Source organism: Methylophilus sp. 42, assembly GCF_000384155.1.
Taxonomy (GTDB): domain Bacteria; phylum Pseudomonadota; class Gammaproteobacteria; order Burkholderiales; family Methylophilaceae; genus Methylophilus.
Window position 1 is genome coordinate 1,785,734 of the sequence record NZ_KB913031.1, and the last position, 25,951, is coordinate 1,811,684.

Annotated in this window: 29 protein-coding genes; 11 read left to right on the forward strand and 18 right to left on the reverse strand. The window is 51.5% G+C overall.

Going from position 1 to position 25,951, the window contains the following annotated elements; all coding sequences use genetic code 11:
• The first annotated feature begins 13 nt into the window (after window positions 1–13).
• From flgC to flgL, 10 genes are all read left to right on the forward strand, one after another.
• Complete coding sequence (flgC, locus tag MET42_RS0108685) at window positions 14–418, forward strand: flagellar basal body rod protein FlgC (RefSeq protein WP_019882527.1); 405 nt, start codon at window positions 14–16, stop codon at window positions 416–418.
• Between the two features lie 20 nt (window positions 419–438).
• Window positions 439–1,107 (forward strand): flagellar hook assembly protein FlgD, encoded by a 669-nt coding sequence (locus tag MET42_RS0108690; protein ID WP_019882528.1) that lies wholly within the window; start codon window positions 439–441, stop codon window positions 1,105–1,107.
• Window positions 1,108–1,150: 43 nt separating this feature from the next.
• Window positions 1,151–2,362, forward strand: coding sequence for a flagellar hook protein FlgE (gene flgE, locus MET42_RS0108695; protein ID WP_019882529.1), 1,212 nt, complete (start codon window positions 1,151–1,153; stop codon window positions 2,360–2,362).
• A gap of 36 nt (window positions 2,363–2,398) precedes the next feature.
• The gene (locus tag MET42_RS0108700; RefSeq protein ID WP_029512381.1) at window positions 2,399–3,142 is read left to right on the forward strand and encodes a flagellar basal body rod protein FlgF; all 744 of its coding nucleotides are present in this window, start codon (window positions 2,399–2,401) and stop codon (window positions 3,140–3,142) included.
• 53 nt (window positions 3,143–3,195) lie between these two features.
• On the forward strand, window positions 3,196–3,978 hold the full coding sequence (gene flgG / locus MET42_RS0108705) for a flagellar basal-body rod protein FlgG (RefSeq protein WP_019882531.1): 783 nt from the start codon (window positions 3,196–3,198) through the stop codon (window positions 3,976–3,978).
• A gap of 40 nt (window positions 3,979–4,018) precedes the next feature.
• Window positions 4,019–4,669 (forward strand): flagellar basal body L-ring protein FlgH, encoded by a 651-nt coding sequence (locus MET42_RS0108710; protein ID WP_019882532.1) that lies wholly within the window; start codon window positions 4,019–4,021, stop codon window positions 4,667–4,669.
• An 11-nt stretch (window positions 4,670–4,680) separates the two neighbouring features.
• The gene (locus tag MET42_RS0108715) at window positions 4,681–5,826 is read left to right on the forward strand and encodes a flagellar basal body P-ring protein FlgI (RefSeq protein ID WP_019882533.1); all 1,146 of its coding nucleotides are present in this window, start codon (window positions 4,681–4,683) and stop codon (window positions 5,824–5,826) included.
• A 13-nt stretch (window positions 5,827–5,839) separates the two neighbouring features.
• Window positions 5,840–6,925, forward strand: coding sequence for a flagellar assembly peptidoglycan hydrolase FlgJ (gene flgJ, locus MET42_RS0108720; RefSeq protein ID WP_019882534.1), 1,086 nt, complete (start codon window positions 5,840–5,842; stop codon window positions 6,923–6,925).
• A 106-nt stretch (window positions 6,926–7,031) separates the two neighbouring features.
• Complete coding sequence (gene flgK / locus MET42_RS0108725) at window positions 7,032–8,684, forward strand: flagellar hook-associated protein FlgK (RefSeq protein WP_019882535.1); 1,653 nt, start codon at window positions 7,032–7,034, stop codon at window positions 8,682–8,684.
• Window positions 8,685–8,705: 21 nt separating this feature from the next.
• Window positions 8,706–9,611, forward strand: a complete 906-nt coding sequence (gene flgL, locus MET42_RS0108730) for a flagellar hook-associated protein FlgL (RefSeq protein ID WP_019882536.1) — start codon at window positions 8,706–8,708, stop codon at window positions 9,609–9,611.
• 47 nt (window positions 9,612–9,658) lie between these two features.
• Here the strand turns inward: flgL and fliR are convergent, their stop codons facing one another.
• The 13 genes from fliR to fliF all read right to left on the reverse strand — a co-directional run bounded on the left by fliR (window position 9,659) and on the right by fliF (window position 21,291).
• A complete protein-coding gene (gene fliR, locus MET42_RS0108735) occupies window positions 9,659–10,426 on the reverse strand; it encodes a flagellar biosynthetic protein FliR (RefSeq protein WP_019882537.1) in 768 nt (255 codons plus the stop codon).
• 12 nt (window positions 10,427–10,438) lie between these two features.
• Window positions 10,439–10,708, reverse strand: a complete 270-nt coding sequence (gene fliQ, locus MET42_RS0108740; protein ID WP_019882538.1) for a flagellar biosynthesis protein FliQ — start codon at window positions 10,706–10,708, stop codon at window positions 10,439–10,441.
• A 31-nt stretch (window positions 10,709–10,739) separates the two neighbouring features.
• Window positions 10,740–11,507: a flagellar type III secretion system pore protein FliP gene (gene fliP / locus MET42_RS0108745; RefSeq protein WP_019882539.1), complete on the reverse strand. Its 768-nt coding sequence runs from the start codon at window positions 11,505–11,507 to the stop codon at window positions 10,740–10,742.
• 113 nt (window positions 11,508–11,620) lie between these two features.
• A complete protein-coding gene (fliO, locus tag MET42_RS0108750) occupies window positions 11,621–12,121 on the reverse strand; it encodes a flagellar biosynthetic protein FliO (protein WP_019882540.1) in 501 nt (166 codons plus the stop codon).
• 33 nt (window positions 12,122–12,154) lie between these two features.
• Window positions 12,155–12,640: a flagellar motor switch protein FliN gene (gene fliN, locus MET42_RS0108755; protein WP_019882541.1), complete on the reverse strand. Its 486-nt coding sequence runs from the start codon at window positions 12,638–12,640 to the stop codon at window positions 12,155–12,157.
• Complete coding sequence (gene fliM, locus MET42_RS0108760; RefSeq protein WP_019882542.1) at window positions 12,640–13,641, reverse strand: flagellar motor switch protein FliM; 1,002 nt, start codon at window positions 13,639–13,641, stop codon at window positions 12,640–12,642. The genes fliN and fliM overlap by 1 nt, the downstream gene beginning before the upstream one ends.
• A 33-nt stretch (window positions 13,642–13,674) precedes the next feature.
• Window positions 13,675–14,265, reverse strand: a complete 591-nt coding sequence (locus tag MET42_RS0108765) for a flagellar basal body-associated FliL family protein (protein WP_019882543.1) — start codon at window positions 14,263–14,265, stop codon at window positions 13,675–13,677.
• 146 nt (window positions 14,266–14,411) lie between these two features.
• Entirely contained in the window at window positions 14,412–15,809 is a 1,398-nt protein-coding gene (locus MET42_RS0108770; RefSeq protein ID WP_019882544.1) for a flagellar hook-length control protein FliK, read from the reverse strand.
• Window positions 15,810–15,834: 25 nt separating this feature from the next.
• Window positions 15,835–16,281: a flagellar export protein FliJ gene (fliJ, locus tag MET42_RS0108775; protein ID WP_019882545.1), complete on the reverse strand. Its 447-nt coding sequence runs from the start codon at window positions 16,279–16,281 to the stop codon at window positions 15,835–15,837.
• An 18-nt stretch (window positions 16,282–16,299) separates the two neighbouring features.
• On the reverse strand, window positions 16,300–17,742 hold the full coding sequence (gene fliI / locus MET42_RS0108780; RefSeq protein WP_198289789.1) for a flagellar protein export ATPase FliI: 1,443 nt from the start codon (window positions 17,740–17,742) through the stop codon (window positions 16,300–16,302).
• 137 nt (window positions 17,743–17,879) lie between these two features.
• On the reverse strand, window positions 17,880–18,548 hold the full coding sequence (locus tag MET42_RS0108785; RefSeq protein WP_019882547.1) for a flagellar assembly protein FliH: 669 nt from the start codon (window positions 18,546–18,548) through the stop codon (window positions 17,880–17,882).
• A 25-nt stretch (window positions 18,549–18,573) separates the two neighbouring features.
• Complete coding sequence (fliG, locus tag MET42_RS0108790) at window positions 18,574–19,572, reverse strand: flagellar motor switch protein FliG (RefSeq protein WP_024931105.1); 999 nt, start codon at window positions 19,570–19,572, stop codon at window positions 18,574–18,576.
• A 3-nt stretch (window positions 19,573–19,575) separates the two neighbouring features.
• Complete coding sequence (fliF, locus tag MET42_RS0108795) at window positions 19,576–21,291, reverse strand: flagellar basal-body MS-ring/collar protein FliF (protein WP_019882549.1); 1,716 nt, start codon at window positions 21,289–21,291, stop codon at window positions 19,576–19,578.
• Window positions 21,292–21,557: 266 nt separating this feature from the next.
• Here fliF and fliE point away from each other — a divergent pair, with 266 nt between their 5' ends.
• Window positions 21,558–21,923 (forward strand): flagellar hook-basal body complex protein FliE, encoded by a 366-nt coding sequence (gene fliE, locus MET42_RS0108800; protein WP_019882550.1) that lies wholly within the window; start codon window positions 21,558–21,560, stop codon window positions 21,921–21,923.
• Between the two features lie 24 nt (window positions 21,924–21,947).
• On the opposite strand, the gene MET42_RS0108805 is transcribed toward fliE, so the two are convergent.
• The 5 genes from MET42_RS0108805 to fliD all read right to left on the reverse strand — a co-directional run bounded on the left by MET42_RS0108805 (window position 21,948) and on the right by fliD (window position 25,951).
• Window positions 21,948–22,238, reverse strand: coding sequence for an EscU/YscU/HrcU family type III secretion system export apparatus switch protein (locus MET42_RS0108805; RefSeq protein WP_019882551.1), 291 nt, complete (start codon window positions 22,236–22,238; stop codon window positions 21,948–21,950).
• Entirely contained in the window at window positions 22,225–23,364 is a 1,140-nt protein-coding gene (locus MET42_RS0108810) for a flagellar hook-length control protein FliK (protein ID WP_019882552.1), read from the reverse strand. Before MET42_RS0108810 ends, MET42_RS0108805 begins: the two co-directional genes overlap by 14 nt.
• Window positions 23,365–23,697: a flagellar protein FliT gene (locus tag MET42_RS0108815; protein ID WP_019882553.1), complete on the reverse strand. Its 333-nt coding sequence runs from the start codon at window positions 23,695–23,697 to the stop codon at window positions 23,365–23,367.
• 1 nt (window position 23,698) lies between these two features.
• Window positions 23,699–24,202 carry a flagellar export chaperone FliS gene (gene fliS / locus MET42_RS0108820; protein WP_019882554.1) on the reverse strand — a complete coding sequence of 168 codons (504 nt, stop codon included), beginning with the start codon at window positions 24,200–24,202 and terminating at the stop codon, window positions 23,699–23,701.
• Between the two features lie 81 nt (window positions 24,203–24,283).
• Complete coding sequence (fliD, locus tag MET42_RS0108825; protein WP_019882555.1) at window positions 24,284–25,951, reverse strand: flagellar filament capping protein FliD; 1,668 nt, start codon at window positions 25,949–25,951, stop codon at window positions 24,284–24,286.

Sequence of the window (25,951 nt, forward strand, 5' to 3'; positions counted from 1 at the left end):
AAGGAGGTCTGTCATGTCTCTGTTTAACGTATTCAAAATTTCCGGCTCAGCCATGAGTGCGCAATCCATGCGCCTGAACACGGTGGCCAGCAACCTCGCCAACGCCGACAGCGTGGTGAGCTCCGATGGCAAGCCCTACCAGTCTAAACAAGTGGTGTTTAAGGCAGTTCAGGATGCAGCCAACCAGAGCAGCACGGTTGAAGTGGATCGTGTCATTGAAGATAACAAGCCAGGCAAAATGGTCTACGACCCCAAACACCCGATGGCGAATGCCGATGGCTACATCACCATGCCTAATGTCAATGTGACTGAGGAAATGGTGAACATGATTTCAGCGTCACGCGCTTATCAAAACAACGTGGAAACCATGAACGCGGCAAAAACCATGTTGCTTAAAACATTGAATATCGGTCAATAACCTGCAGAAAGGACTTCAGCATGACCACCGTTAATACCAACAACCAGGTGTCACAAGATTTACTGAATTCAGTGAACACACGCAACACGGCCAGCACGACAGATGAAACACAAGACCGTTTCATGACCTTGCTGGTGACGCAGATGAAAAACCAGGATCCGTTGAATCCGATGGATAACGCCCAGGTGACCAGCCAGATGGCACAGTTGAATACCGTGACTGGCATCAACAAGCTGAATGAAACCATGAGCAGCCTGATCGGCAGCGTACAGCTAGGCCAAGCTTACCAGGCTACCAGCATGATAGGCCGCAATGTCTTGGTAGAAGGCAAAACGCTCACCCATACAGAAACCGGCGGTTACTTCGGCGTCAATGTGCCTAATGGCGCAGACAGCCTGTCAGTCGCGATTAAAAACGGTTCCGGCGCCACCATCCGCACACTGACATTCGGCAAACAAGACGTAGGTGTCAATGCGTTGAGCTGGGATGGAAAAATGGATGATGGCACCGTCGCGCCTAGTGGTGACTATAGCTATGAAATCACCGCAAAAACTGGTGACACCACCGTCAGCAGTACCGCCCTGAGTCTGGCACAGGTACAAAGCGTCACCACCAGCACCAGCGGTGCCAAACTGAATTTGAGCAATAACACGACAGTGTCTGCATCTGATATTTCTGAGATTTTCTAATTTTTAATATTGACATTTTTAGTCCTTACCAAGGAGAGATAACATGGCTTTTTCACAAGGCTTAAGTGGTTTAAATGCAGCATCTAAAGCGCTGGAAGTGATTGGCAACAACGTTTCTAACGCCAACACTGTTGGCTTTAAACAGTCTCGTGCAGAGTTTTCTGATGTGTTCGCGGCGTCCCTGAGTGGCGCGGGTACGACACAAATCGGTATTGGTACCAAAATTTCTGATGTGGCCCAGCAGTTTACACAAGGCAACATTACCGCGACCAATAACACACTGGATGTGGCAATTAACGGTGCCGGCTTCTTCCGTTTGAGCAACAACGGTGCGGTGACCTATACCCGTAACGGCCAATTCCAGATGGATAAGAATGGCTACATTGTCACCAGCGACGGCAAACGCCTGATGGGTAACAGCGCAGACAACCTCAACGGTTCCAGCCCGGTAGAAATTCAGATTGATACCAGTGATTTGCAACCAGTCGCCAGTTCCAAAATCACAGGTACCTTGAACCTGAACTCAGCCAGTGCTGATATTGATCAGACCGTCACCCCATTTAGCTCCACAGACCCGACCAGCTACACTAACTCAACCGCGATTACGGTCTATGACAACCTGGGTAATTCACACAATGTACAAAACTACTATGTGAAAACTGCCGCTAACAACTGGAGTGTCTACACTACGGTAGATGGTACGGATGTTACACCAACACCAACACCAACCATGGTATTTAACGCGGGTGGCTACGATTCAACTAACTCCAGCGTGACACCGATAACATTCACGCCTACGACGGGTGGCGCCGCCATGAACATCAGCTTTGATTATTCAAAAAGCACACAGTATGGCTCGTCTTTCAGCGTCAACAAGCTGAGCCAGGATGGTTACTCTTCAGGCCGTATTGCCAGCTTCACTATTGGTGATGATGGCATTATTCAAGGCCGCTACACCAACGGTCAATCCAAAGACCTCGGCCGTGTGGTCCTGGCTAACTTTGTGAACCCGAATGGTTTGCAATCACTGGGCGGTAACCAGTGGGCATCGACTTACGAATCTGGCGACGAGCTGATTGGCTCACCAGGCAGCAGCACACTGGGCGTACTGCAGTCATCTGCGGTAGAAGATTCGAACGTAGACCTGACCGCAGAACTGGTCAACATGATTACTGCACAGCGTATCTACCAGGCCAACGCGCAAACCATCAAAACGCAAGATCAGGTCATGCAGACTTTGGTCAACCTGCGTTAATACAGGTCTGATTAACTTCTTGATAGGGGCAGCTTTATGGATCGTCTGATATATACCGCAATGACTGGCGCCAAGCACATTCTGGAGCAACAGGCGACCACAGCCCATAACCTGGCAAACGCGACCACCACTGGCTTCAAAGCCCAGGTGGACAGTTTCAGGGCCGTGCCGATTTTGGGCGATGGCTTGCCAACACGCGCCTTTGTCGTCGATGCCACCGTCGGCACTGACTACAAGCCAGGCAGTATCCAGCATACCGGTCGCGACCTCGATGTTGCCGTACAAGGTGAAGGCTGGATTGCCGTACAGCGTGCGGATGGTTCAGAAGGTTATACCCGCAACGGCTCGCTCAAAATTAATGAGAACGGCCAGTTGCAAACCGAATCTGGCCTCAATGTGATGGGCGACGGCGGCCCGATCAGCATCCCGCCCAATGTGATTGTCAGCATCGGTGGTGATGGCACGATTTCCAGCGTCAACGACCTGAGCGTGCCTGGTGCGACCACGATTCTGGCTCGAATCAAACTGGCTAACCCGCCAGCAGCTTCGCTCAAACGTGCAGAAGACGGCTTATTTGTGACCAGTAATGGTCAGGCTGCACCCTTGGATCCGAATGTCAAAGTCACCGGTGGTGCCCTCGAAAGCAGCAATGTGAACGTGGTCGAAACCATGGTGAATATGATCGGCCTGGCGCGCCAATTCGAAATGCAAATGAAAATGCTGGAAAACGCGCAAAACAACGCTGGAAAAGCAGATCAGCTCTTCAGTATGAATGGTTAATGCTTGCACTACTATTGCAGTATGAAAACGGCTTTAAGCCCAAGGAGTGAACGATGATACGCTCATTATGGATTTCCAAAACCGGTCTTGATGCACAACAAATGCAGATGGACGTGATTTCAAACAACCTGGCCAACGTCAGCACCAGCGGCTTTAAAAAGTCGCGCGCAGTGTTTGAAGACCTGCTCTACCAGAACATTCGCCAGGTAGGCTCGCAAAGCTCGCAACAAAGCCAGCTGCCCAGCGGTTTGCAATTAGGCACCGGCGTCAAGCCAGTCGCCACTGAGCGTATTTTCACCCAGGGCAACCTGCAACAAACCAGTAACGACAAAGACGTTGCCATCCAGGGCCAGGGTTTCTTCCAGATTCTGATGCCAGATGGCACCACGGCGTATACCCGTGATGGCTCATTCCAGGTCGATAGCCAGGGGCAACTGGTGACCGCCAGCGGTTTCCCGGTGCAGCCCGCAATTACCATTCCTGCCAATGCGCAAAGTTTGTCTATCGGCAGAGACGGCGTCGTATCCATTACCACGCCTAACTCCACAGCCACAACGCAAATTGGCCAGATTCAGCTGGCTACCTTTATCAATCCGGCCGGTATGCAAGCCAAAGGTGAAAACCTGTTTGTAGAAACCACCGCCTCCGGCAACGCGAATACCAATACACCCGGGACCAATGGCGCCGGTTTATTGTCACAAGGCTATGTTGAAACTTCCAACGTCAATGTGGTGGAAGAGCTGGTGAGCATGATTCAAACCCAGCGCGCCTATGAAATTAACAGCAAGGCGATTACAACGTCGGACCAGATGCTGCAAAAACTGTCGCAGATGTAATCCCTGCTTGAGGGTCACTCAAATGATGAATAGAACGATCATGAGCTTACTACTTTGTTTGGCGTTTTCTCAATTACTGAACGGCTGCTCTATCACGCCGTCAACCATTGTGCAAAAACCGGAAACGCCGCGAGTAGCAATGGCACGTCCAGATGCGCGCACAGAAGGCGCCATCTTCAATAGCGCAGGCTTTCGCCCATTGTTTGAAGACCGCAGACCGCGCTATGTAGGCGATATCGTCACTGTTCGTATTGCAGAAAACACCACCGCCAACAAAGCTTCTGATAACGAGCAAACCAAAGATGGCTCAACCGCGGCTTCTGTGACCGGCCTGTTTGGACACAATGTGCCTAAAGCCGCTTTCAACGCCAGCTCAGCGCTGTCATTTAAAGACAAAGCGGCTGCAGATGCCAGCAATACCTTTAGCGGCTCTGTCACTGCCACAGTGACCGATGTGCTGCCAAATGGCTACCTGGTCATCAGTGGCGAGAAACAGATTGGCTTTGACAAAGGCACTGAATATGTCAGGTTCTCTGGCATCGTCAACCCGGACATGATTACCATCGGCAACGAAGTGGTTTCGACCAAAGTGGCGGATGCGCGTATCGAATATCGTAGCAACAGCAAAATGGATGCCGCTGAAGTGTTATCCATGTTCTCGCGCTTCTTCCTCAGCATGATTCCATTGTAGGAGAGTTGATCATGCCCATACTGACACACAGCTTAGTTCACACCGTACAGCGCGGCCAACGCGCTGTTGCCTATGGCCTGCTGGCATGCGGCCTGCTGCTGGCCACGCCTTTCGCTCAAGCGGAGCGCATCAAGGACATCAGCAATATTCAGGGCGTACGCGCCAACCAGCTGATTGGTTATGGCCTGGTCGTCGGCCTCGATGGCACTGGCGATATGACCACGCAAACACCATTCACTGTGCAAAGTATTATCAGCATGATGAACCAGATGGGCATTACCCTGCCACCTGGGACCAACCTGCAACTGAAAAACGTGGCAGCGGTGATGGTCACCAGCTCCCTGCCCGCTTTCGCACAGCCAGGGCAAACCCTGGATGTGACGGTATCTTCTATGGGTAACGCCAAGAGCTTGCGTGGCGGTACCTTGTTGATGACGCCACTGAAAGGTGCAGATGGGCAAATTTATGCCATGGGTCAAGGTAACCTGGTGGTGGGTGGTGTCGGCGCGGCAGCCAATGGCAGCCAGACCCAGATCAACCACTTGAGTGTCGGCCGTATTTCAGAAGGTGCTACCGTTGAACGCGCATTGCCGAATACCCTGCTACATCAGGATATTGTCAAACTCGAATTGAAGGAAAGTGACTTTTCGACCGCCAATAATGTGGTTGAAGCCATTAACAAGAAATTTGGCCCGATGACTGCCCAGGCCGAGAGTGGCCGTGTGATTCAGGTGCGCCCACCTGAAAGCATGAGCCGCGTTTCTTTCCTGGCTAACCTGGAAACCATTAATGTCGCCCTGGCTGCAACACCTGCCAAGATTATCCTCAATGCACGTACCGGCTCCGTGGTGATGAACAAGGCAGTGACGCTGGATAGCTGCGCAGTCTCACACGGCAACCTGTCGGTGGTGATTAATACCTCACCGGTGATTAGCCAGCCTGGCCCATTCTCGAATGGCCAGACCATCTCCACCGCAGTGTCTGAGATCAACATCAACAAAGAACCAGGCAAGGTACTGAAGCTGAATAACGGCGCTAACTTGTCTGATGTCGTCAAAGCATTAAATGCGATTGGCACCACACCACAGGACTTGCTGGCGATTTTGCAAGCCATGAAAGCCGCCGGTGCGTTGAATGCCGAGCTTGAGGTGATTTAAGCGAGAAACGACGATGCAACCACGTGTCGATCCTACTACGCAAAGCCTGGCTATTGATGCTAACTCGCTCAATAGCCTGAAGCGCGCCAATAACGATTCGCCAGAGGCGATTCGTGCCGTTGCGCGCCAGTTTGAAGCCGTACTGATGAACATGATGCTGAAAAGCATGCGTGACACGGTGCCGCAAGATGGCATCACCGATAGCGAGCAAGGCAAGATGTTTATGGGCATGCTGGACCAGCAACTGAGCACTAACCTCAGCCAGAAAGGCATGGGGCTGACAGATGTGCTGGTCAGGCAATTAAGCAAGTTCAGCCAAAAACCTGGCGATGCCACCGATGGCAGCAAAGACAGCAAATCACCTGGCAAACTGGATAGCAATGCTGCCCTGCCCCTCACCGGCCAAACGACCCACACAACAAGCAATAGCAACGGCAAAGCCGTGCTGGCACAAGCGGCACAAAAAATCCGCGAGGCTTACCAGCAGTGGGAAGCAACAGACAGCACCGCCAATAGCAATACCGATACAGCCTGGGCACGCGGCATTCCCGAACTGCCACCGCTGATGGAAGAAACCCAGACAAATATCCAGAGCTTTACCCTGCCGCAAGCCCCATTAGCCACTGCCATGCGTGAAGTAGCAGGGAAAACACAACAATTTATCCAGAGCATGTTGCCACACGCACAAGCCGCCAGCAGTGCTTCCGGCATTCCAGCTAAATTCATGATTGGCCAGGCAGCCCTCGAAAGTGGCTGGGGCAAACATGAAATTAAAACAGACAATGGTGTGAACAGCCACAACCTGTTTGGCATCAAGGCTGATGCCAACTGGAAAGGCAAAGTCGCAAGCAGCACTACCACCGAATACATCAATGGCGTCAAGCAGACCCGCGTGGAGAAATTTCGTGCTTACGATAGCTACAGTGATGCCTTCAAGGATTACGCCAAACTGATTTCACAGAATCCGCGCTACCAGCAAGCCATGAGCAACACCCATGATGCCAGCGCGTATGCCAATGCATTGCAACGTGCAGGCTATGCCACCGATCCACAATATGGCAAAAAACTGACGCAAGTGATCAAGAATTTACAAGGCTAAGCAAGCGCAACCCTAAAGAAACAAAAAAAACAGCCGATAGGCTACTTAACCACACTTTAAAGTCGTGTCTGACTCTCTGCAGGGGGCTGACACATGAGGAAATCACATGTCAAATGTACTCAGCATTGGTAAAAGCGCCCTGAATGCCGCACAAATAGGCATTGCCACCGTTGGCCACAACATTGCCAACGCCTCTACCGCAGGCTATAACCGCCAGGTAGTCGTACAAGCTGCCGCCGAAGCGCAAAACTTTGGCTATGGCTATGTCGGCCAGGGCACCAATGTGGTCGGGATCCAGCGTGTGTACAACGAGACCCTGGCCAAACAGCTGATCAATGCAACCTCTACCGCCAATGCCAGCGGTGCCTATTACAGCAATATCAGCCAGGTCAACGGCTTGTTATCAGACAGTACCGCCGGTTTAAACCCGGTGATTACCAGTTTTTTCAGCGCGGTGAGTGCCGCTGCGGCCAACCCTAGCGATACAGCCACGCGCCAGACCCTGATTTCTTCTGCCCAATCGATGGTCAACCGCTTTAATGCGGTGAACACGCAACTGGATCAAATGCGGGAGAGCATTAATACCCAAATTACAGCCAGTGTAGATACCATTAATAGTTATTCGTCACAAATCGCTAACCTAAACGACACGATCAGCAAAGCCATTAATGCGACGGGGAATGTACCTAATGACTTGATGGACCAACGTGACCAGTTGGTGGCAAAACTCAGTGAACAAGTGAAAACCACCGTCATCAAGCAGGATGATGGGTCCTACAACGTATTTGCCGGTAGCGGTATGCCTCTGGTCGTCGGTACGACGCAGTATTCGCTTTATACTCGCGCCAGTGATACCGACCCCTCACGCGTAGAGGTGGCTTACGGCAACCCGGACAGTCCAAAAATCCTGAGTTCAGACACGCTGTCTGGCGGCACCCTGGGCGGAGTCTTGCAGTTCAGGAGCGAAACCCTGGATACGGTGCAAAGCCAGGTGGGCCAATTGGCAATCACGCTGGCCAGCCAGTTTAATGCCCAACAAACCCAGGGCTATGATTTAAATGGCGTATTGGGTACCAACCTGTTTAATGTGGGCGCACCGACCGCCATCAGCAGCGCTTATAACACCGATCCGACCAAAGCCGCCTCGGCCTCCATTGTGGATGCCAGCCTGCTGACCAGCAGTGACTACACGGTTAAATATAACAGTGGCCAATACACGATTACGCGCCTCAGCGATAAATCCGTTATGTGGCAAGGTGCCTCACTGCCTGCTACCGTCGACGGCATGCAGATTGATGTCAATACCAGCACACCGACAGAAGGAGACTCCTACCTGATCAAACCGACGCAGTATGCTGCGGGTCAATTGTCACTGGCGTTTACCAACGTTGACAAACTGGCGCTGGCTGGCTCAGCCACCAGTGGCCCGAACGACAACGAAAACGGTCTCAAACTGGCGGCTTTGCAAACTGGCGCCAATGTGCGTGTGGCAGGCAGCAGTACTAACAGAACCTACGCGCAAGCCTTTGCACAAATGGTGAGCGCGGTGGGCACAAAAACCAACGAGCTCAGCATTACCAGCAAGGCCGATGCCACTGCCCTGGAAAATGCAACCAGTGCCATGCAGTCAGAGTCAGGCGTCAACCTGGATGAAGAAGCGACAGATTTGTTGCGTTACCAGCAAGCCTATCAGGCAGCAGGCAAAATGATGCAAATCGCCAGTCAGCTGTTTGAAGTGTTGCTGCAGCTAGGTCAATAAGTTTTTGAAGGATAGGCCATCATGAGAATCAGTACCAATACCATCTATCAATCTGGCACCAACCAGTTAATGAATCTGCAATCAGACTTGAATAAGCTGAGCATTCAAACTGCGACTGGTAAACGTGTGAACTCGCCAGCAGATGATCCGGTGGCGGCGGCACGTATCCTCGAACTCAACACGGCCAAAGACCAGAACGCAAATTACACCAGCACGCGTAAAACAGCAGAAACTCTGCTGCAAACTTACGAAGCCAACCTGAGTAGCGTGACCGACACCATACAATCGATACAATCTTCACTGATTGCTGCAGGTAATGGTGCTTATACCGATGCCGAACGTGCCAAGCTGGCCAATGAGCTGCAAGGCAGCCTGGATACGCTGAAGGGCTTGGCAAACACCAAAGACTCGCAAGGCAACTACATGTATTCCGGCTATGCCTCGTCTACGGTGCCTTTTGATGGTAACTATGACTTTGTCGCCAGCTCAGACCGCACCAAGTTGCAGATTGATGTGCAAAGCCAGTTGCCAGTGACCTTCACCGGCGACCAAGTATTTGGTGCCAACGGCGACAATGTGTTTACTAACTTGCAGAATATCATTTCACTGTTAAAAACACCGATCACGGACAGCACCACCCAGGCGACATTTAATACCGGCCTGGCCACCAGCATCGATAAAATGAAAGGTTCATTGAACTCGGTATTGGATGCGCGTTCAGAAATCGGTAGTAGCCTGAATTTGCTGGATACCTTGAACACCACCGGCGATAGCCTGGATCTGCAATACGATGCGTCTATTTCAACGCTGCAAGATCTGGACTATGCGCAGGCCTTGTCTGATATTTCCAAGAAAACCACCATCTTGCAGGCTGCACAAAAAGCGTTTGTGGCCACGTCGAATATCTCGCTATTTAGCCTGATTTAAAAGGATTACAGCGGTGAGGGTCTTGCAAACACGAAGGCCCGGCACCGCTAGCGCAGTACCTGCAACATCAGTTGCTGTGCATCGACCAGCCAGCGGCTGACGGGGCTGACCAGAGAAGGCAGGCTTAATAATGTCATCAAAAAGCCGACTGAAATCGTAATTGGGAAACCAATACCGAAAATATTGAATTGCGGTGCTGCCTTGGTTAACACGCCCAAGGCCATGTTAGTAATCAGTAGACTGGCAACCACCGGCAATGACAGCAACAAGCCTTGTGAAAAAATATGGCCGCCCAGGCTTGCAATAGCCTGGCTATTCAACTGCCAGTGCTCCATCCCGATCGGCATGGTTTCAAAACTTTGCAGCATAACCGCGACCACAATTAAATGACCGTCCAGGCTCAGAAACACCAACAGCGCTAACATGGTCAGAAACTGGCCGACGGCAATCGTTTGGCCATGTGCCTGCGGATCATAAAAACTGGCAAAGCCTAGCCCCATACTCATCCCCATCATAAAGCCGGCCATTTCGACTGCTGTAAACAACAGCCGCATGACAAAGCCCATGCTGATACCAATCAGAAACTGGGCCAGTAATGACAATAAGCCTTGCCAGGAAAGCACTTCAATGGGCGGCACCTGGATCGCAGGCACAATGGCCAGCGTAACCACAAAGCCAATAGCGAGTTTGATGCGTTTGGGAATAGCTGGATGGCTGAACAGCGGAACGACAGTGAGGCAGCCTAGTACCCGTGTGAGTGGCCACAGCAGCTGAACAATCCACAATTGCAGATCTGAAGCATGGATGGTCAGCATGTGATCAGGCGCTTAGTTCACCAATTGCGGAATCATGGTGAAAATATGGTGCATATAATCCACCATGGTCATCAGCATCCAGTGGCCTGCCAGTAACAGCACCGCCATGACGCCCACCAGCTTGGGGATAAACGACAAGGTTTGTTCGTTGATTTGCGTGGCAGCCTGAAAAATACTCACAATCAAGCCGATCATCAGCGCAGTGCCCAACACCGGCGCGGCCACCATCAACGTGGTTTGCATCGCTTCACTGCCTATGGTCAATACCTGTTCCGGACTCATGGTTTGCTCCTGAAAATGAATGTGTGCCTATTTAAATCACAAAGCTTTGCGCCAGCGAGCCGATGATCAGTTGCCAGCCGTCAACCAGTACAAACAGCATGAGCTTAAACGGCAGCGACACAATTGCCGGTGAGACCATCATCATGCCCATGGCCATCAAGATACTGGCTACCACCATATCGATAATCAAAAACGGGATATAAATGGCAAAGCCGATCTGGAAGGCTGTTTTGAGCTCACTGGTCATAAAAGCAGGCACCAGTATCCTCAGTGGTACTTCTTCCGGCGTTTGAATCGCTTCCGTGTGTGCCATATTGGCAAACATGGCCAGGTCATTTTCGCGGGTTTGTTTGAGCATAAAGCCTTTGAGTGGCAACACACCGCGCTCTAACGCTTCCTGCATGGTGATTTTGCTTTCAGACAAAGGCTGGTAAGCGTCGGTATAAATCTTGTCGAACACCGGACCCATAACAAAAAAGGTAATAAACAGTGCCAGACCAATCAATACCTGGTTGGAAGGAGCAGACTGGGTACCCAATGCCTGACGCAGTAAAGACAATACGATCACGATGCGCGTAAAGCCGGTCATCATCAGCATCGCGGCCGGGATAAACGTCAACGAGGTGAGTAAAATCAGGGTTTGCAGACTCAGTGTATAGTCCTGGCCACCACCTGCTCCAGGGCTGACTGTACCTATCGGCAATCCACCAGCCGCAAACGACAATAGCGGGAAACCAAGCAGCAAGCCGACCGGCAGCAACAAGGACAATATAGACTTTAACACTGAAAAAACACGCATGTGTATGGCACCCGAAACTTGCTTGTAACTGCTCACGGCAGACACAAGGCTATCAATAAGTTAGGGCTATAGTACGCCCGACCAGGCTAAATCAAAGGTCGGAAATGAGCGACTCAAGGCTTGTTTTTGAGGGATTTGACTCTTTGCTGCAATGTCGCTTGCATGGCTTGTTGCAAACGCACAGCAAAAGAAGCTTGTGGATCAATACCAGAAGCCGGGGACTGAGCAGTACTTGCGCCCTCTTCCACTGAGGATTCCGTCGCAGGTGGGGCGACTTCGCCGAGGGCCGTCATTTGGCCTGCATTGATGCCCACTACCAGCCAGCGGCCAGCCACTTCAAGCACGACCACACGTTCCCTGGGGCTTAACTGCAAACCACCTACTTGTTTGATCACACCGCGTTGAGCCATGGTTTGTCCAGGCATCACGCGCCGTAACAACCAGGCAATCGCTGCGATCACCAGCAAGACAATCACCGTGCCATACACCATACGGCCCAGGCTATCACTGGTACTCGGTGCTGCTGCGACAGTCGCCGCAGGCACAACAGCCCATGCCACGCCGGTAACCAGGCTGCTAAACAAGGCAATCAACAACTGGCTGATAATTTTCATGACGCTCTAAATAAAAAGGAATTCAAAAAACAATTAACGATTCAGTTTGCGAATACGCTCGGCCGGGGTAATGATATCGGTTAAGCGAATACCAAACTTGTCATTCACCACCACCACCTCACCTTGGGCAATCAGGCAGCCATTGACCAGCACATCCATCGGTTCACCCGCCATGCCGTCCAGTTCAACCACAGAGCCCTGTGCCAGTTGCAACAGGTTCTTGATCGAAATTTTGGTGCGGCCTAGCTCAACGGTCAGTTGTACCGGGATGTCCAGAATGAAGTCGATATCATTCTGCGTGCCTTCCAGTTTATTGTTGCTGCTAAACTCGTTAAAGACAGCCGTCTTGCTGGTTGGCTCCTGCAACGCCGAAGACTCAGCCTGGGTTTGCTCAGCCAAGGCTGCTCCCCAGTCATCTTCCGCAATCGTCTGCACATCACCGGGATCAGACACTCCCATGGCAGCCATCGCTGCATTCATATCATCATCTGCACTATTAGTGGCGGGATCCATAGCCATTATGACTCTCCTTGCAATTGCTCCTGACTACCGTCAGCGCGAATTAACTTTTCAACCTTGAGGGCATACTGCCCGTTAAATACTCCATAACGACACTCCATGACCGGAATGTTGTCAATTTGTCCTTCGATGCTGTCACTGATATTAATCGGGATCACATCGCCTTCTTTCAGCTCCAGCAAGTCTGCCACCGTCAATTTACGCGTGGCCAGATTAGCGACAATCTCGACTTCTGCGGCTTGAATTTGCTGCGTCATCAATTTGACCCAACGCTTATCGCCGCCCAGGTTTTCGCCTTGCAACGGTGATGTCAGCAGGTCTTTAATCGGCTCAACCATAGAATAAGGCACGCAAAAATGCATTTCGCCACTATTCGGGCCCAGCTCAATATTGAAAGTAATGGCCACCACCACCTCATTCGGCGTGGCGATATTGGCAAACTGCGTATTCATTTCTGAACGCAGGTACTCAAACTTGATCGGATATACCGGTGCCCAAGCCTTTTCATACGATTCGAACATGATGCCCAGGATGCGCTGGATAATGCGCTGTTCGGTCGCGGTAAAATCACGGCCTTCGACGCGGGTGTGAAAGCGGCCATCGCCGCCAAACATATTGTCCACCACCAAAAACACCAAGGTAGGATCTATCACGAGCACACCGGTGCCGCGTAAGGGACTAATGTGAATCAGGTTGAGGTTGGTAGGCACCACCAGGTTACGGATAAAGTCGGTATATTTGATAATCCTGACTGGCCCGACCGAGACTTCAACGGTGCGGCGCAGGAAGTTGAACAGCTCAACACGCAATAAACGCGCATAGCGCTCATTAATCATTTCCAGCGTGGCCATGCGGCCGCGCACGATCCGTTCTTGCGTGGCAAGGTTGTAGTTACGAACGCTAGCATCGTCTTTACCAGACGATTCACTCTCGTCATCGCCGTCTACGCCTTTGAGCAGCGCATCAATTTCGTCTTGTGATAAAAACTTGTCAGCTGACATGATGACTCACTTTAAACTACTGGGCTCATAACATTACTGAATCACGAACGAGGTAAATAATACCTGTGTGACTTTCAGTGGCTTACCGTGTGCAGCGAGCGGTTTTTTCAGTTCAACCAGCAACTCTTGACTCAGTTGTGCTTTGCCTTCCGGTGTAGAAATATCGGAAGCTTTTTTGCTGGTGAGCAATAACAGTACGCGGTTACGCAAGGCAGGCATCTGTGCTTTCATTTTTTCTGCCAGCTCAGCGCCTTTCACTTCCATGGTCAAATCGAGCTGCAGGAACTTGTCATCCGGGTCTGGTAACAAATTCACAGTAAATGTTTCAAATGGCACATAAGTCAAAGCCGTTTTCGGATCAGCATGACCACCAGATTCTTCTGGCGCTTCCTCTTCCGCAGACTCCTCGCTAATTGCTTCGCCCTCAGCATCTTCGGCGTGCTCAGCCTTATCGCCCGCCTTGCCTTTTGCCTGATGCGCTTCTGGTTTCTTCATCAAAAAGAATGCGGCAGCACCGCCACCGGCAGCTAATGCCAGCACGACGGCCAATATCAGAATGAGTTTTTTCTTGGATTTTGGCGCCGCTTCTGCGGCACCAGCTGCTTTCGCCGGTTCTTGAGCCATGACACAAACCTTTCTTACATTAAACCTAGAGTGTTTATGGTGTCATTATGCGCAAAACAGCGCGCTGGAGATTGACAGATAAAAGGGTTAAATCAGCGTTTAATCGAAATTTATACCCACTGGCAGGCAAATTGCCTGCCCGCAGTTTAAACAAAGGTGTCAACCAGGCCACGTGCGACCTTGGTTTTAATGGCTTGCGGAGCAAGCACAGCGTCCGTTTCGCCTGCTGTGCCTGATGACTGACCACCTTGGCGTGACGTTTGTTGCTCAAAATGCTGTTGCGCCTGCTGACCATCACCAACAAAGGTTTGGCCCAACTGCAAGCCCTGTGACTGCATGCGCTCACGTAAATCCTGCATGCCATCTTCCAATGCCTGACGCACCAGCGGGTTATCAGTAATAAAGCTGGTATTCACAGACTGGTTATCCACTTTCAGCACGACTTGAATGGGACCCAAGTCGGGTGGTGACAAGGTCAGGCTGGCCACATCGTCGCCACTGCCTACCATATTCATCACATGCTGGTTCATGGCGGTTTGCCAGCGCTCATTGCCAAACGGCGCCGCAATTTGCGACATCGCCACAGAGCTGCTTTGCGCCACACCAGCCGCATTCAGCCATGTGCTATTGGATAAGGCTTGCGCCGCTGGCTGCTGTGGTAAATTCAATACATCGGCTTGTCCATCCGCCCCACGCATCTCATTAAAAGCCTGCGTTGTACGCCCTGCTTCGCCTGTCGCCTCTGCCATTAATTTAGCATTGACCAAGGTTTCAGAAATACCAGGTGACTCTTTAGCCGTTTCAGCCTGTGCATTGCCAGCCAGCAATTGTTTGAAATCGGCGGCCTGATCATCCTGCTCTACATTCACAGCAGGCCCGGTCGGTATCTGTGCAGCTGTGGTTTTAGCCGTTGCCTCAGTTTCCAGTGGCAAAGCCAAGGCATTGCCATCAACAGCAGGCAATTGCTCGCTATCTACTGTCACGGTAGCACCATCGGTACTCAATTCAGCTTTAGGCTGGCTATCGGTTTGTGCTGTGGTTGGACGCATGGCAATCATGGTTTGCATCCACGGCGAAATGCCTGGTGGCAGTTGATCATTCGCGGCCAGGTCTGCCAATAAACGTTTTTTGCGCTCTTGCGCTGTTTCAATCACGTCGGCAGGGTCTTTTGTATTGCTGGTCGTTGCGGACGCAGCAGTCTCTTCAGTGCTGGCTGCTGCTTCAGCACTCGTATGTTCGTCGCTGCTATCAGCCGCGGTCTTTTGTGGGCTGTCTTCTGACTTGACCGTATTGTTTGGTGCAGCTGGCGCTTTTTCTGCAGTCGCGGATTTTGTCGGCTCAGGTTTAGGTGCATCGACCTTATCTGTCGCCTTATTGGCAGTAGGGATCACAGGCTTGCTACTTTGCTGCATTTGCTTGCGCAACGCCTGTGCAAACTCATCAGACCCATTGCTCTGTGCGTCTTGTGACACCTGATTGGGCGATGCTGTTTTCACGGCATCGGCCCCCATATTCAGTAAAGTTGCGGAATTCAAAAACGCCATATGACTCTCCCGGTCAACATTTGTTTTACAGACGCGTGCGCTTGGCACGGCTTGCAAACTCATCCATCAGTTTCTGATCACGCTTGCCCTCTGCTTTTGCTTGCATCGTTGCTGCTCGCGTCATCAGAACTTCAAAGGACTTTTGTTTGCGCTGTTTTTCCTGCAATAGCTGTCGTTTTTGCAGGACATTCGCCTGACATTGTTCGATTTGAGCATTTTGACTGCGCACGGCCAATTCCAATTGCGAGAAAAAGCCCTGAAAATTGCGGTATAAATCGGCTTTGAGGCCTTTTTGTGATGCCAACTGCCATTGCTGCTCATACTCTTGCTGATATTGTTCCAGCATGGTGCGCTGCTGTTGTGCCTGTTCAAGCAGTTGCATGGCTTGCGCCAGGTCTTGCATGGCAGCGTCCACCTCGTCTGTCGCCAGTTGAATCAGCAGTGTCAGCGTTTGTGTCGACTGTTTGGCCATAACGTATTACAGATGGCCTCAGGAAATGGTTTGCGCCAATTGCTGCAAACAGGCTTGCATATAGGCACTTTCATCAATGTCTTGCTGCAAAAATGCATTGATCTGGTCGCGCTTTTTAATCGCCACATCCAGCATAGGATCAGAGCCTGGCTGGTAAGCACCAACGGCAATCAGGTCCTGATTACGCAAATAACGCGAATATAACTGCTTGAGTAAACGCGCGGCCTGCTGGTGTTCCTTACTGGTGATGTTGTGCATGGCACGGCTGATCGACTGTTCAATATCAATCGCCGGATAATGCCCGCTCTCAGCAAGGGTACGGTTAAGCACGATATGGCCATCGAGAATGGCACGTGCAGAATCGGCAATCGGATCCTGCTGGTCATCCCCTTCGGTCAGCACGGTATAAAAAGCGGTAATTGAGCCCTCGCCTCTAGCGCCGTTACCGGTACGCTCAACCAGCGCGGGTAATTTGGCAAACACTGAAGGTGGGTAGCCTTTGGTCGCTGGTGGTTCACCAATCGCCAAGGCGATTTCACGTTGCGCCATGGCATAGCGTGTCAGTGAATCCATGATTAACAATACGTTTTTGCCTTGCTGGCGAAAGCGCTCGGCAATCGCAGTGGCGTAATTGGCCCCTTGCAAACGCATCAGTGCCGAAACGTCTGCCGGGGCAGCCACCACGACAGAGCGTGCCAGGCCTTCTGGCCCTAAAATCTGTTCAATAAACTCTTGTACTTCGCGACCCCGCTCACCAATCAGGCCAACCACAATCACATCGGCAGTGGTGTAACGCGCCATCATGCCCAGCAATACGCTTTTACCCACACCAGAACCCGCAAACAGCCCGAGGCGTTGCCCGCGACCAACGGTTAACATGGCATTGATTGCGCGTACGCCTACATCCAGCGTATCTTCAATCGGTGCACGCATCAGCGGGTTAATCACACGCCCACTTAACGGCGCCATGACTTCAGTGGAAATCGGGCCCAGGTTATCCAGCGGATTACCCGCAGCATCAACCACGCGGCCGAGCAAACCATCGCCTACCGGAAAATGACGCGCACGGTCTTGTGCACGACGGCGTGGCGGGCGACCAAATTGCGGTTTAGGCAAGGTCTCGGTGACTTCCATACTAAATACTTTAGCGCCAGGCACGACACCATCGACGGCTGACTGTGGCATTAACAGCAAGTTTTCGCCATCAAAACCGACGACTTCGGCTTCAACGCGGCCGCCATCTTGCAGCGGAATAAAACAGGCGCCGCCAATCGGCATTTTGATACCGGTTGCAACCATGATCAGGCCGGTGACTTTGACGATACGTCCAGCCACTTCCAGTGGTTCAACCAAATGAATCAGTTCTCTACAGTCTTTGAGGTAACTTTGCCAACGCTGGTTATGCACATTGGGTGGCAAGTCCTGTTCGGCAGGCGCGGCAATTTCTGCCTGGTCTGCCATGACATTGGCATCTGCGGTTGGCGTCACATCCGCATCATTAACCAAGTCTTCTGCCAACACTGGGCTGGCATCTACGGCGCTATTAGGGTCTATCATGCTTGCATCAATCACAATCGCTGCTCAATAGGCTGCACACATTATTCATTGCTAGCGACAGGTTTATGCCAGTCATCCACGCGTGACAAGCCTTGCACCAAGCGTTTCCAGCGCATTTCGTTGCTGGCATCAATCTGGTTTTCTGCGGTTTCCACCAGGCAGCCGCCACGCTCAATCTGGCTATCTTCAACCAGTTGCCAGCCTTGTTCTTTCAATTGCTCACCAATATGGGCGCGCAGTACTTTGGCATCTTCATGATGCACGATCAACCTGGCAGGCTGTTTGACTTGAGGCAAGTAATGCATGGCATCGAGTACCACAGGAATCACCGCTTGCGGATCCACCTGCAATTTGGTCTTCATCATGGCTTTTGCCAGGTCTAGCGCCAGGCTCAACACAGACTCGGCCACGCTGACATCCTGCATGGCCAATGCCTGCTGGAAGCTGGCGGCCATTTGCGACAATTGCTGGCGCTCAGTGTCAATTTGCGACTGGGCATGTGTCATGCCATCGCCGTAACCGGTTTTAAAGCCCTCTTCATAAGCCTCTTGCCTGACCTGCTTCAGAATCTGGCTGACCGTACGTGCATTTTCCTCGGCCTGCTCGCGTTCACGTTTAACACGCTCACTGGAGATGGAATCATCAAAGCTGGCCATCTCCCAGCGTTGATAGGCGCTCATTTGTTCTTTTGGAATTGCAGAAGCTACCATGAGACACTTTCCTTATATCATGCGTTTATAGATATTGCTCACTGTCGCCTTTGCCAGCCAGCATGATCTGGCCTTCATCTGACAAGCGACGGATAATTTGCAATATTTGTTTCTGCTGGCCTTCAACCTCTGACAGCTTGACTGGCCCACGGCTTTCCAGGTCTTCACGCATCATGTCAGCCGCTCTGGAAGACATATTGCGGAAGAATTTTTCTTTCATTTCATCTGAGGTGCCTTTCAGGGCCACGATCAGCATGTCTGACTGTACTTCACGCAGCAGCACCTGAATGCCTCTGTCATCGATCTCCATGATGTTGTCAAACACAAACATCTGATCCATGATTTGCTGCGCCATATTATCATCGTAGCTTTTAAGGCCATCCATCAGTTTGGCCTCATGTTCGCCACTAATGTAGTTCATGATCTCGGCGGCAGTTTTGACGCCACCGATCGCCTGCCGTTTAATGTTGTCATTACCGGCCAGCATTTTCAGCATGCCTTCATTCAACTCTCTCAACGCAGTCGGTTTGATACTGTCCAGCGTGGCAATACGCAAAATCACGTCCTGGCGCAAACGCTCGGTAAAATGTCCTAAAATTTCTGCGGACTGTTCCGCCTCCAGATGAGACAAAATGGTGGCGATAATCTGTGGATGTTCGTTCTTGATAAAGTCCGCCACACTAAAGGCATCCATCCACTTCAGGCTTTCTATGCCCGCCGCATCTTGTGATTGCGGAATACGGTTCAGCAAGTTGGAGGCTTTGTCGTCACCAAAAGCTTTGATCAGCACCGAGCGGATATAGCTGTCCGAATCGAGGCCGAAATCACTGCTGCTGGCAAAGTCCAGCATGAACTTTTCCAGCACCTGCTCAACCTCTTCGCGTGGCACTGGCTTCATCGACGCCATGACAATCCCTAGGCGCTGCACCTCTTTCGGTGACAAATGCTTCATCACTTCAGCCGCCTCGTCTTCACCGAGCGCCAGCATCAAGATTGCACTTCTGGTTAATCCCTGGTCACTCATGCACTACTTCTCCGCGGAGGTCCAGCTGGACACAACATTAGCCACCATACGTGGGTTATCTTTCGCTACCTGTTTTGCCGCTTGCAGGGTCTGGTCCAGACCACCCGGTAATGCTGTCGCATCACCACTCAAGGTCACCAAGGTATCATCCCCTTCTGCACCGGTGGCGCCTGCAATAGGCAGTCCGTCAGGGCCGGTCAGAGCAGCCGCACCTGCAGCCAGCGCTTGCTCTTTCTTGTCAGCACCGGTCAGTTTGTTGGCCATTGGTTTGAGTAGCTTTTTATAAACCATCATCAACACAATCACCCCTGCCAGAAAACGCAAGGCATCTTTACCATACTCAATCACCAGTGGATCTTTCCACAATGGTGGCTCCACCAGCTTGTCCTGTGCTTCGGCAATAAACGGGGTGTTGACGACAGAAATCGTATCACCACGCTCTTTGTTAAAACCCATGGCCTGCATGGCGAGGTCACTCACTTGCTGCTTCTCGGCATTGCTCAAGGCACGATAAGTCGTTTTACCAGTGCTATCAACCACAGGGATATGATTCACCACCACTGCTACGTGCAGGCGCTTGATACCGCCTTTAGCTTGCTGGATGTAGCTGACTGTTTTATCCAGCTCGTAGTTGGTGGTGTTATCTTTTTGGGTATTTTGTGGCGGTGCCGGTGGCGCGGCTGGGGCAGCACCTTCTGCGCCCGGCGCCTGCGCACCCGGGGCATTAATCGGTGCAGTAGACTCACCTGGTGGCTGGTTAGACAAAGCACCAGGTACTGCGCCATTGCTGCCGCTGGCATTTTGTGACTCATGGCTTTGCGCACTGCGAATCGCCATATCATCAGGTTTGGTATTTGGCTTGTAAGACTCGTTGGCTTGCTCAGTCATCGAGAAATCAATCTCTGCACTGGTTTCAGCGTGCACATTTTTGGCACCAACAATAGGGGTAATAATCGACTCCACGCGACGGGCAATGCTGTTCTGCATATTTTCCACGTAAGCCATTTGCTCAGGATCCAGGCCGTTTTGTTTGACCTTGTTGGTCGTGTCAGACAACAAATTACCGTTCTGGTCGACCACAGTCACATGGTCTGCAGACAAGTTAGGCACGCTACTGGCGACCAGATGAACCACCGCAGCGACTTGCTGACCGTCCAGGCGACGACCATTATGCAGGTTTAATAACACGGAAGCCGTTGGGTATTGTTGCTCGCGCACGAATACGCTTGGCTTTGGAATGGCTAAATGGATACGGGCGGCCTGCACAGCAGAAATGGACTGGATACTACGTTCGAGCTCGCCTTCCAGGCCACGCTGGAAGTTGACTTGCTCAACAAACTGCGACACACCAAACTTCTGGTTTTCCAGTAATTCGAAACCGATATTGCCGCCTTTTGGCAAGCCTTGTGCGGCTAATTTCAAACGCACCTGATGCACCTGGTCAGCAGGGACCAAAATCGCATTGCCGCCTTCAGCAAACTGATAAGGGACACTTAACTTGTCGAGCTCAGCGACAATGGCACCACCATCTTTGTCGGCAAAGTTGGAGAACAAAACGCGATAATCCGGCTTCTGACTCCACAGCCAGAACACCACCATCACGGCAACCACGGCCGCAATGCCTGCGACCAATAGCAGCTTCTGTCCGAGTTGACCAAACATATTCGGTGTACCGTTGGACTCACCAGTTGATGTAAGTAAGGCAGCGTCAGCAGCCATCTGAACCTCCATGTTTACTACCGCAGGCTTTCTGAATTGAGCGCCCGATCCGGGTTGGCTGACTCAAAAACACCTTTTTGAACTCGAATGCGTTTTAAGGACACACTCACATGGATCACATTATGCGCTTACTGTTTATTTTCAAATTGGCAAATAAGACGGATTAATGTTGCCTATTTTACAAAGCACCCGGTCGCACAGAATGCTAAAGTGTCTACCATGACAATTAAGGGCTTAATCTGCCCAGACGATGAAAGGAGCCCACCATGAACGCAGGCGGTATTGATGCACAACGCATCTCGTCCATGCTGGCACAATTGCGTGCAGCCGCTCAAAAACCTGAAGGTTTGGGTAGCGCGGCTATCGCAAATCCAGTGCAGAAAACCAATGCAGCAGCCCCGACCAGCCAGGTCAGCTTTAGCGATGCATTGAAAGCCTCACTGGACCAGGTCAACAATATGCAACTGCAATCAGAAAAACTGGGGCAAGACTTTGCCATGGGTAATGACAATGTCAGCCTGTCTGATGTCATGATTTCTGGCCAGAAAGCCAATATCGCTTTCCAGGCAACGGTGCAGGTGCGTAATAAACTGGTCACCGCCTACCAGGACATGATGAACATGCAAGTCTAAAGCGGCATATTCTGCATTGACAGCCTACACAGCAGGCGGTTCCCGCGTTTCACCCTGCTCTAATTGATATAACCATGCCAGTATCTCGGCGATCGCCTGATACAACTGCGGCGGAATATGGGCATCCAGTTCTACCTGCATCAACAGGCTCAACAAGGCCTGCGACTCATGCACATACACCTCATGTTCTTTCGCCAGCGCAATAATGCGCTCAGCCAGTAAACCATTGCCTTTGGCAACCACGCGTGGCGCTAGGTCACCGGCTTCATAAGCCAGGGCGACAGCAGACTGCGTATACAGTTTATCCTGCTGCATACTGCCGCCTGTCTTGCGCCGTGTCATCCTGGCTAATCTGTAAAGACTCCAGTTTTAAACCCGCAGACTGCAAACTCATCGCCAATTGGCTACGGCCAGACTGCATCTCTTTCAAAGCCTTGTCATCTTCCGATTCAACACGTACGCTGAAACGTCCGTTAACAATGGTGATCTTGACTGACACCTCACCCAGGCGCGGCAAATGCAAGGTCAGGTCGCTCTGCAAACTGTTCAACACCGGCTCGTCTGACGAATGGGCCGAGTTCTCCTGCTCATTCACTTGCCATTGCATGGTTTGCCCTGGCCACACCTCGCCGTGCCACACCACGCGCTGCTGTTCCAGCACTTGTAACTGCTGCGCGACCATCTCTGGCGGCACCAGGCCGGGTTTGTTTTGTGGCTCCTGCAATAACTGGTGCCAGGGCCGGCTCCCCAGTGTCGCTTCTTTCAGGTGCGACTCATAAAACAGGCCAGAGCTATCCAGCGCATGTTTCAGGTCTTGTGCCAGTACTTGTGGTTTTTGCGGGCTATGACTGACCACGGTTTGTGCTTGCAAAGCGGTGGTTTGTTGCTGAAATTCAGAAGAACTTAGCCAGCGTTGCAAATGCTTGGCCGGGCTACTCAGTTCAACCAGGCTGGCTTGGCCAGCAGCTGTTTTTACCATGTCCTGCAGATGCTCGCCATGATCGGACTGTGACATATCTGTCAGCAAGGCGGTCTCAGTCAAGTGTGCTGTGCCGGTGTTGGCCTGGCTATTCCCTGGCTGCACACCCCATTTCACTTGCGGCAGGATATCTTTGCCTGCGCCTTGTTGCGCCAGACCCATAAACTGCATATGCAGGGTTTGCTGTTGTGCCAGGTGGGCAGGCAGCTGCATCTGTACCGTTGTTGGTGCTTGGTTAGGAAGTTGGATTTGAACCTTGAACTGTGCCAGCTCTGAGGTTTTGGCGGCCCCTGTTTCTTTTTGCAGAATCAGACCAGTGAACTGCATGCCAGGTCGCATGCGCTCCCATAAAGGGGCTTCAGACTGCGTGCCTTCGACCGGCATGATCGAAGAAACTGCACGCAAGCTCTCTGTTTCACTCGCGATAATACGTTGTGAGAGAACTTGCGGAATCGGTAACATCTATATCACGTCCGGGGGGATGCGCGCATGTAATTGCGCATCAAAGATCATATCGGTGATGCGGTGCATGACCGGATAGAGCAAATTCCTGATTTCACCATCATCAGCCAAAATCTTTTGCACCAAGGCCTGTTTACGGGCATTGAGTTCTGGTGTCAGTGCCTGAGACTCCAGACGCATAGTTTGCTCCAGGCTTTTGACCACTTCGAGTTTGAGCATATAAGACTGCTCCAGCTCGGTGACTTTTTCCCAGGCATCCTTGCGTGCCGCAATCAGCATCTGCTCCATCAGTTTTGCGGCAGATTCGTAAGTATTAATCAGTGCTTGTGACATCTTAGGCTCCGGCAGTGGCCAAACGGTTAACTTGCCCCATCTGTTGCAATTCATTTGTTTTCTGGGCGACCATCTGGCCCAAAGACATATCCGCTTGCACTGGACGCGCCATGGCTGACTTTTCCAGTGTTTCCCACGCGCTTTTTAATTCCATCAGTAAATGTTGAATTTCTTGTACTTTTTTCGCATCCTGACGCACGCTGGCTTCCATCAGCGTACGTGTCATGTATTGATAAAGCTGGTCCAGATTTTGTGCAATGTTGCCACCAGCACGCTTGTCCAGGCAGGCACGTAAGCCGCTATCGACGATAGTCACTGCTTGGGTCAGGTACTCACCTTTTTTGACAATATCGTGCTGAGCCATTGCTTGCTGGGCATGAATGCAGGCTGAAATTGCGCCGTCATACAGCATGACGATCAGTTTCAATGGGCTGGCATCCACCACACCGGTTTCCAACCCTACGCTTGCATAAGCATTGACACCTAATTTTTTCATCCCGAACATTTTTGACTCCTGAATTCTGCTTTAAAGCGTATGGTTTACGATAATTTGCCAGCCGCTCGCTACAGACATCTACCGCTTCAACTAACTGTTGGCGCTAATTGCGGCCAGTTGTGAGGTCAGGTTGGTGCTGGTACTTTGCAGACTACTGAGCAAGGCATCCAGCTTCGCATACTGTGCACGGTAACGTGCTTCAATGGCAGGCAGCTTGGCATTTATATCATCGGCCTTTTTGTTCAAATCTTTAATGGAACTTGAAATACCATCTGTTTTTGTGGTCAATGCGCCTTCGCTATCCAGCCAGCCGTCCAGCAAGCTGCTGAGCTCCCCTGCCAGGCCTTTGCTGAAGGTCACCGTACCACGACTGCCAGTCGCGGTGCCAGTGACGTTCAATTGCAGTCCATAGCTGCCATTGCCGGTCACGCCAGTGAGCACAGAACCAGTGGTATTGGCCGTCACGCCGTTAATCGTACCAATCGCATTGACACCATTACCACCCAGTTGCGTAATATTCACCGCATAGGTTCCAGAGGCCGTGTCATCCTTGCTACTGATAAAAGTCACTTGCGGATCGGTAGACGTCGCCGACGGCGAGAATAACTTGGCCACATCACTCACATTGGTGGTGATGGCTTTTTGCAGTTTGGTACTGTCCAGCGTCAATGCACCCGTTGACCCCATGGTGACCCCAATATCGGTCAGCGTTTTAAACGTGGTGGCCGTCGGCGAAGATGCCGACAACATGGATTTCAACTTCACCATGATATCGCGCGCCGTCGAGTCTCCCAGCAGTGCGCCGTTTGAACTGGAGCCCGCCGAGACAAACTTGGTGAGGTTGCGCATGCTGGTATTGAGTGCGTTATAGGCATCGACAAAACTTTGCACTGCGGTCTGTATGGCATCGGTATCGGTGCTGACACTCAGCGTATTACTGGCCGAGGTGACCGACTTCAACGTCAAGGTTACCCCTTGAATCACATCAGACACCGTATTGCTGGATTTACTGATGCTCATGCCATCCACGGTCAGCAAGGCATTCTTCGCCGCCGTCATTTGCGTCATGTTATTGCTGCTGGCCAAGGGATCGTAGGCTAATGCAGACAGCCCACCAGTGTCCGTATTGTTACCATCATCATCTGCCACCGATATTTTGAGACTATTCACCTCGCCGGTGTCTTTAGACGTAATCACCAGGCGATTACCGGTACCATCATTGACAATAGAAGCCGAGACCGACGCATTTTTTGCATTGATCGCATCACGGATACCTGCCAGCGTATTGTTACCGCTGGTGATATCTATGGTGATATCGGACTTGTCTGCGTTGGCCGTAAATGAAGCAGGTGCAGTACCGGTAGTACCAAAAGAGATGGTGATTTTGCCGGTGCCGACGATGTCGGTGGCACTACTGTAAGCCGAAGTGGCCAGTTTTTGTGAAGTCGCCAGCTGGCTGACCGTCACATTGTAATTACCGAGAACGGCTGTGCCATTCGCAGTTGCGCTGATACTGGTGCTATCACTGGCAGTGACGGCTTGCGCATTAAACTTGGCTGCGGTAGCCAGTTTATCAACGGCCGTTTGAAAAGTGCTTAAGCCGCTTTTCAATGTGCTGTACGCTGACAGCTTGGTATTGTAAGACGATATTTTGGTTTGAATATCGGTCAGGGGTTGCTGTTCCGCTTGCATCTGCGCAGTGACCAAAGAGTCAATAGGCAGGCCAGATGCGCCAGTAGAGGATACAATCGCTGTCAT

Bases quoted from the DNA above. Each gene is read 5' to 3' on its own strand.
- fliN (WP_019882541.1), bottom strand. From the start codon at position 12,640: ATGGCTATGGATCCCGCCACTAATAGTGCAGATGATGATATGAATGCA.
- fliS (WP_019882554.1), bottom strand. From the start codon at position 24,202: ATGTTCGGGATGAAAAAATTAGGTGTCAATGCTTATGCAAGCGTAGGG.
- fliE (WP_019882550.1), top strand. From the start codon at position 21,558: ATGAACGCAGGCGGTATTGATGCACAACGCATCTCGTCCATGCTGGCA.
- MET42_RS0108785 (WP_019882547.1), bottom strand. From the start codon at position 18,548: ATGGTAGCTTCTGCAATTCCAAAAGAACAAATGAGCGCCTATCAACGC.
- MET42_RS0108810 (WP_019882552.1), bottom strand. From the start codon at position 23,364: ATGTTACCGATTCCGCAAGTTCTCTCACAACGTATTATCGCGAGTGAA.
- flgL (WP_019882536.1), top strand. From the start codon at position 8,706: ATGAGAATCAGTACCAATACCATCTATCAATCTGGCACCAACCAGTTA.
- fliJ (WP_019882545.1), bottom strand. From the start codon at position 16,281: ATGGCCAAACAGTCGACACAAACGCTGACACTGCTGATTCAACTGGCG.
- MET42_RS0108815 (WP_019882553.1), bottom strand. From the start codon at position 23,697: ATGTCACAAGCACTGATTAATACTTACGAATCTGCCGCAAAACTGATG.
- MET42_RS0108710 (WP_019882532.1), top strand. From the start codon at position 4,019: ATGAGCTTACTACTTTGTTTGGCGTTTTCTCAATTACTGAACGGCTGC.
- flgJ (WP_019882534.1), top strand. From the start codon at position 5,840: ATGCAACCACGTGTCGATCCTACTACGCAAAGCCTGGCTATTGATGCT.
- fliG (WP_024931105.1), bottom strand. From the start codon at position 19,572: ATGAGTGACCAGGGATTAACCAGAAGTGCAATCTTGATGCTGGCGCTC.
- fliF (WP_019882549.1), bottom strand. From the start codon at position 21,291: ATGGCTGCTGACGCTGCCTTACTTACATCAACTGGTGAGTCCAACGGT.
- MET42_RS0108715 (WP_019882533.1), top strand. From the start codon at position 4,681: ATGCCCATACTGACACACAGCTTAGTTCACACCGTACAGCGCGGCCAA.
- fliQ (WP_019882538.1), bottom strand. From the start codon at position 10,708: ATGAGTCCGGAACAGGTATTGACCATAGGCAGTGAAGCGATGCAAACC.
- MET42_RS0108770 (WP_019882544.1), bottom strand. From the start codon at position 15,809: ATGGCGTTTTTGAATTCCGCAACTTTACTGAATATGGGGGCCGATGCC.
- MET42_RS0108805 (WP_019882551.1), bottom strand. From the start codon at position 22,238: ATGCAGCAGGATAAACTGTATACGCAGTCTGCTGTCGCCCTGGCTTAT.
- MET42_RS0108690 (WP_019882528.1), top strand. From the start codon at position 439: ATGACCACCGTTAATACCAACAACCAGGTGTCACAAGATTTACTGAAT.
- fliR (WP_019882537.1), bottom strand. From the start codon at position 10,426: ATGCTGACCATCCATGCTTCAGATCTGCAATTGTGGATTGTTCAGCTG.
- fliM (WP_019882542.1), bottom strand. From the start codon at position 13,641: ATGTCAGCTGACAAGTTTTTATCACAAGACGAAATTGATGCGCTGCTC.
- flgE (WP_019882529.1), top strand. From the start codon at position 1,151: ATGGCTTTTTCACAAGGCTTAAGTGGTTTAAATGCAGCATCTAAAGCG.
- MET42_RS0108700 (WP_029512381.1), top strand. From the start codon at position 2,399: ATGGATCGTCTGATATATACCGCAATGACTGGCGCCAAGCACATTCTG.
- fliO (WP_019882540.1), bottom strand. From the start codon at position 12,121: ATGAAAATTATCAGCCAGTTGTTGATTGCCTTGTTTAGCAGCCTGGTT.
- flgC (WP_019882527.1), top strand. From the start codon at position 14: ATGTCTCTGTTTAACGTATTCAAAATTTCCGGCTCAGCCATGAGTGCG.
- fliP (WP_019882539.1), bottom strand. From the start codon at position 11,507: ATGCGTGTTTTTTCAGTGTTAAAGTCTATATTGTCCTTGTTGCTGCCG.
- fliI (WP_198289789.1), bottom strand. From the start codon at position 17,742: ATGGCAGACCAGGCAGAAATTGCCGCGCCTGCCGAACAGGACTTGCCA.
- flgK (WP_019882535.1), top strand. From the start codon at position 7,032: ATGTCAAATGTACTCAGCATTGGTAAAAGCGCCCTGAATGCCGCACAA.
- MET42_RS0108765 (WP_019882543.1), bottom strand. From the start codon at position 14,265: ATGGCTCAAGAACCGGCGAAAGCAGCTGGTGCCGCAGAAGCGGCGCCA.
- flgG (WP_019882531.1), top strand. From the start codon at position 3,196: ATGATACGCTCATTATGGATTTCCAAAACCGGTCTTGATGCACAACAA.
- fliD (WP_019882555.1), bottom strand. From the start codon at position 25,951: ATGACAGCGATTGTATCCTCTACTGGCGCATCTGGCCTGCCTATTGAC.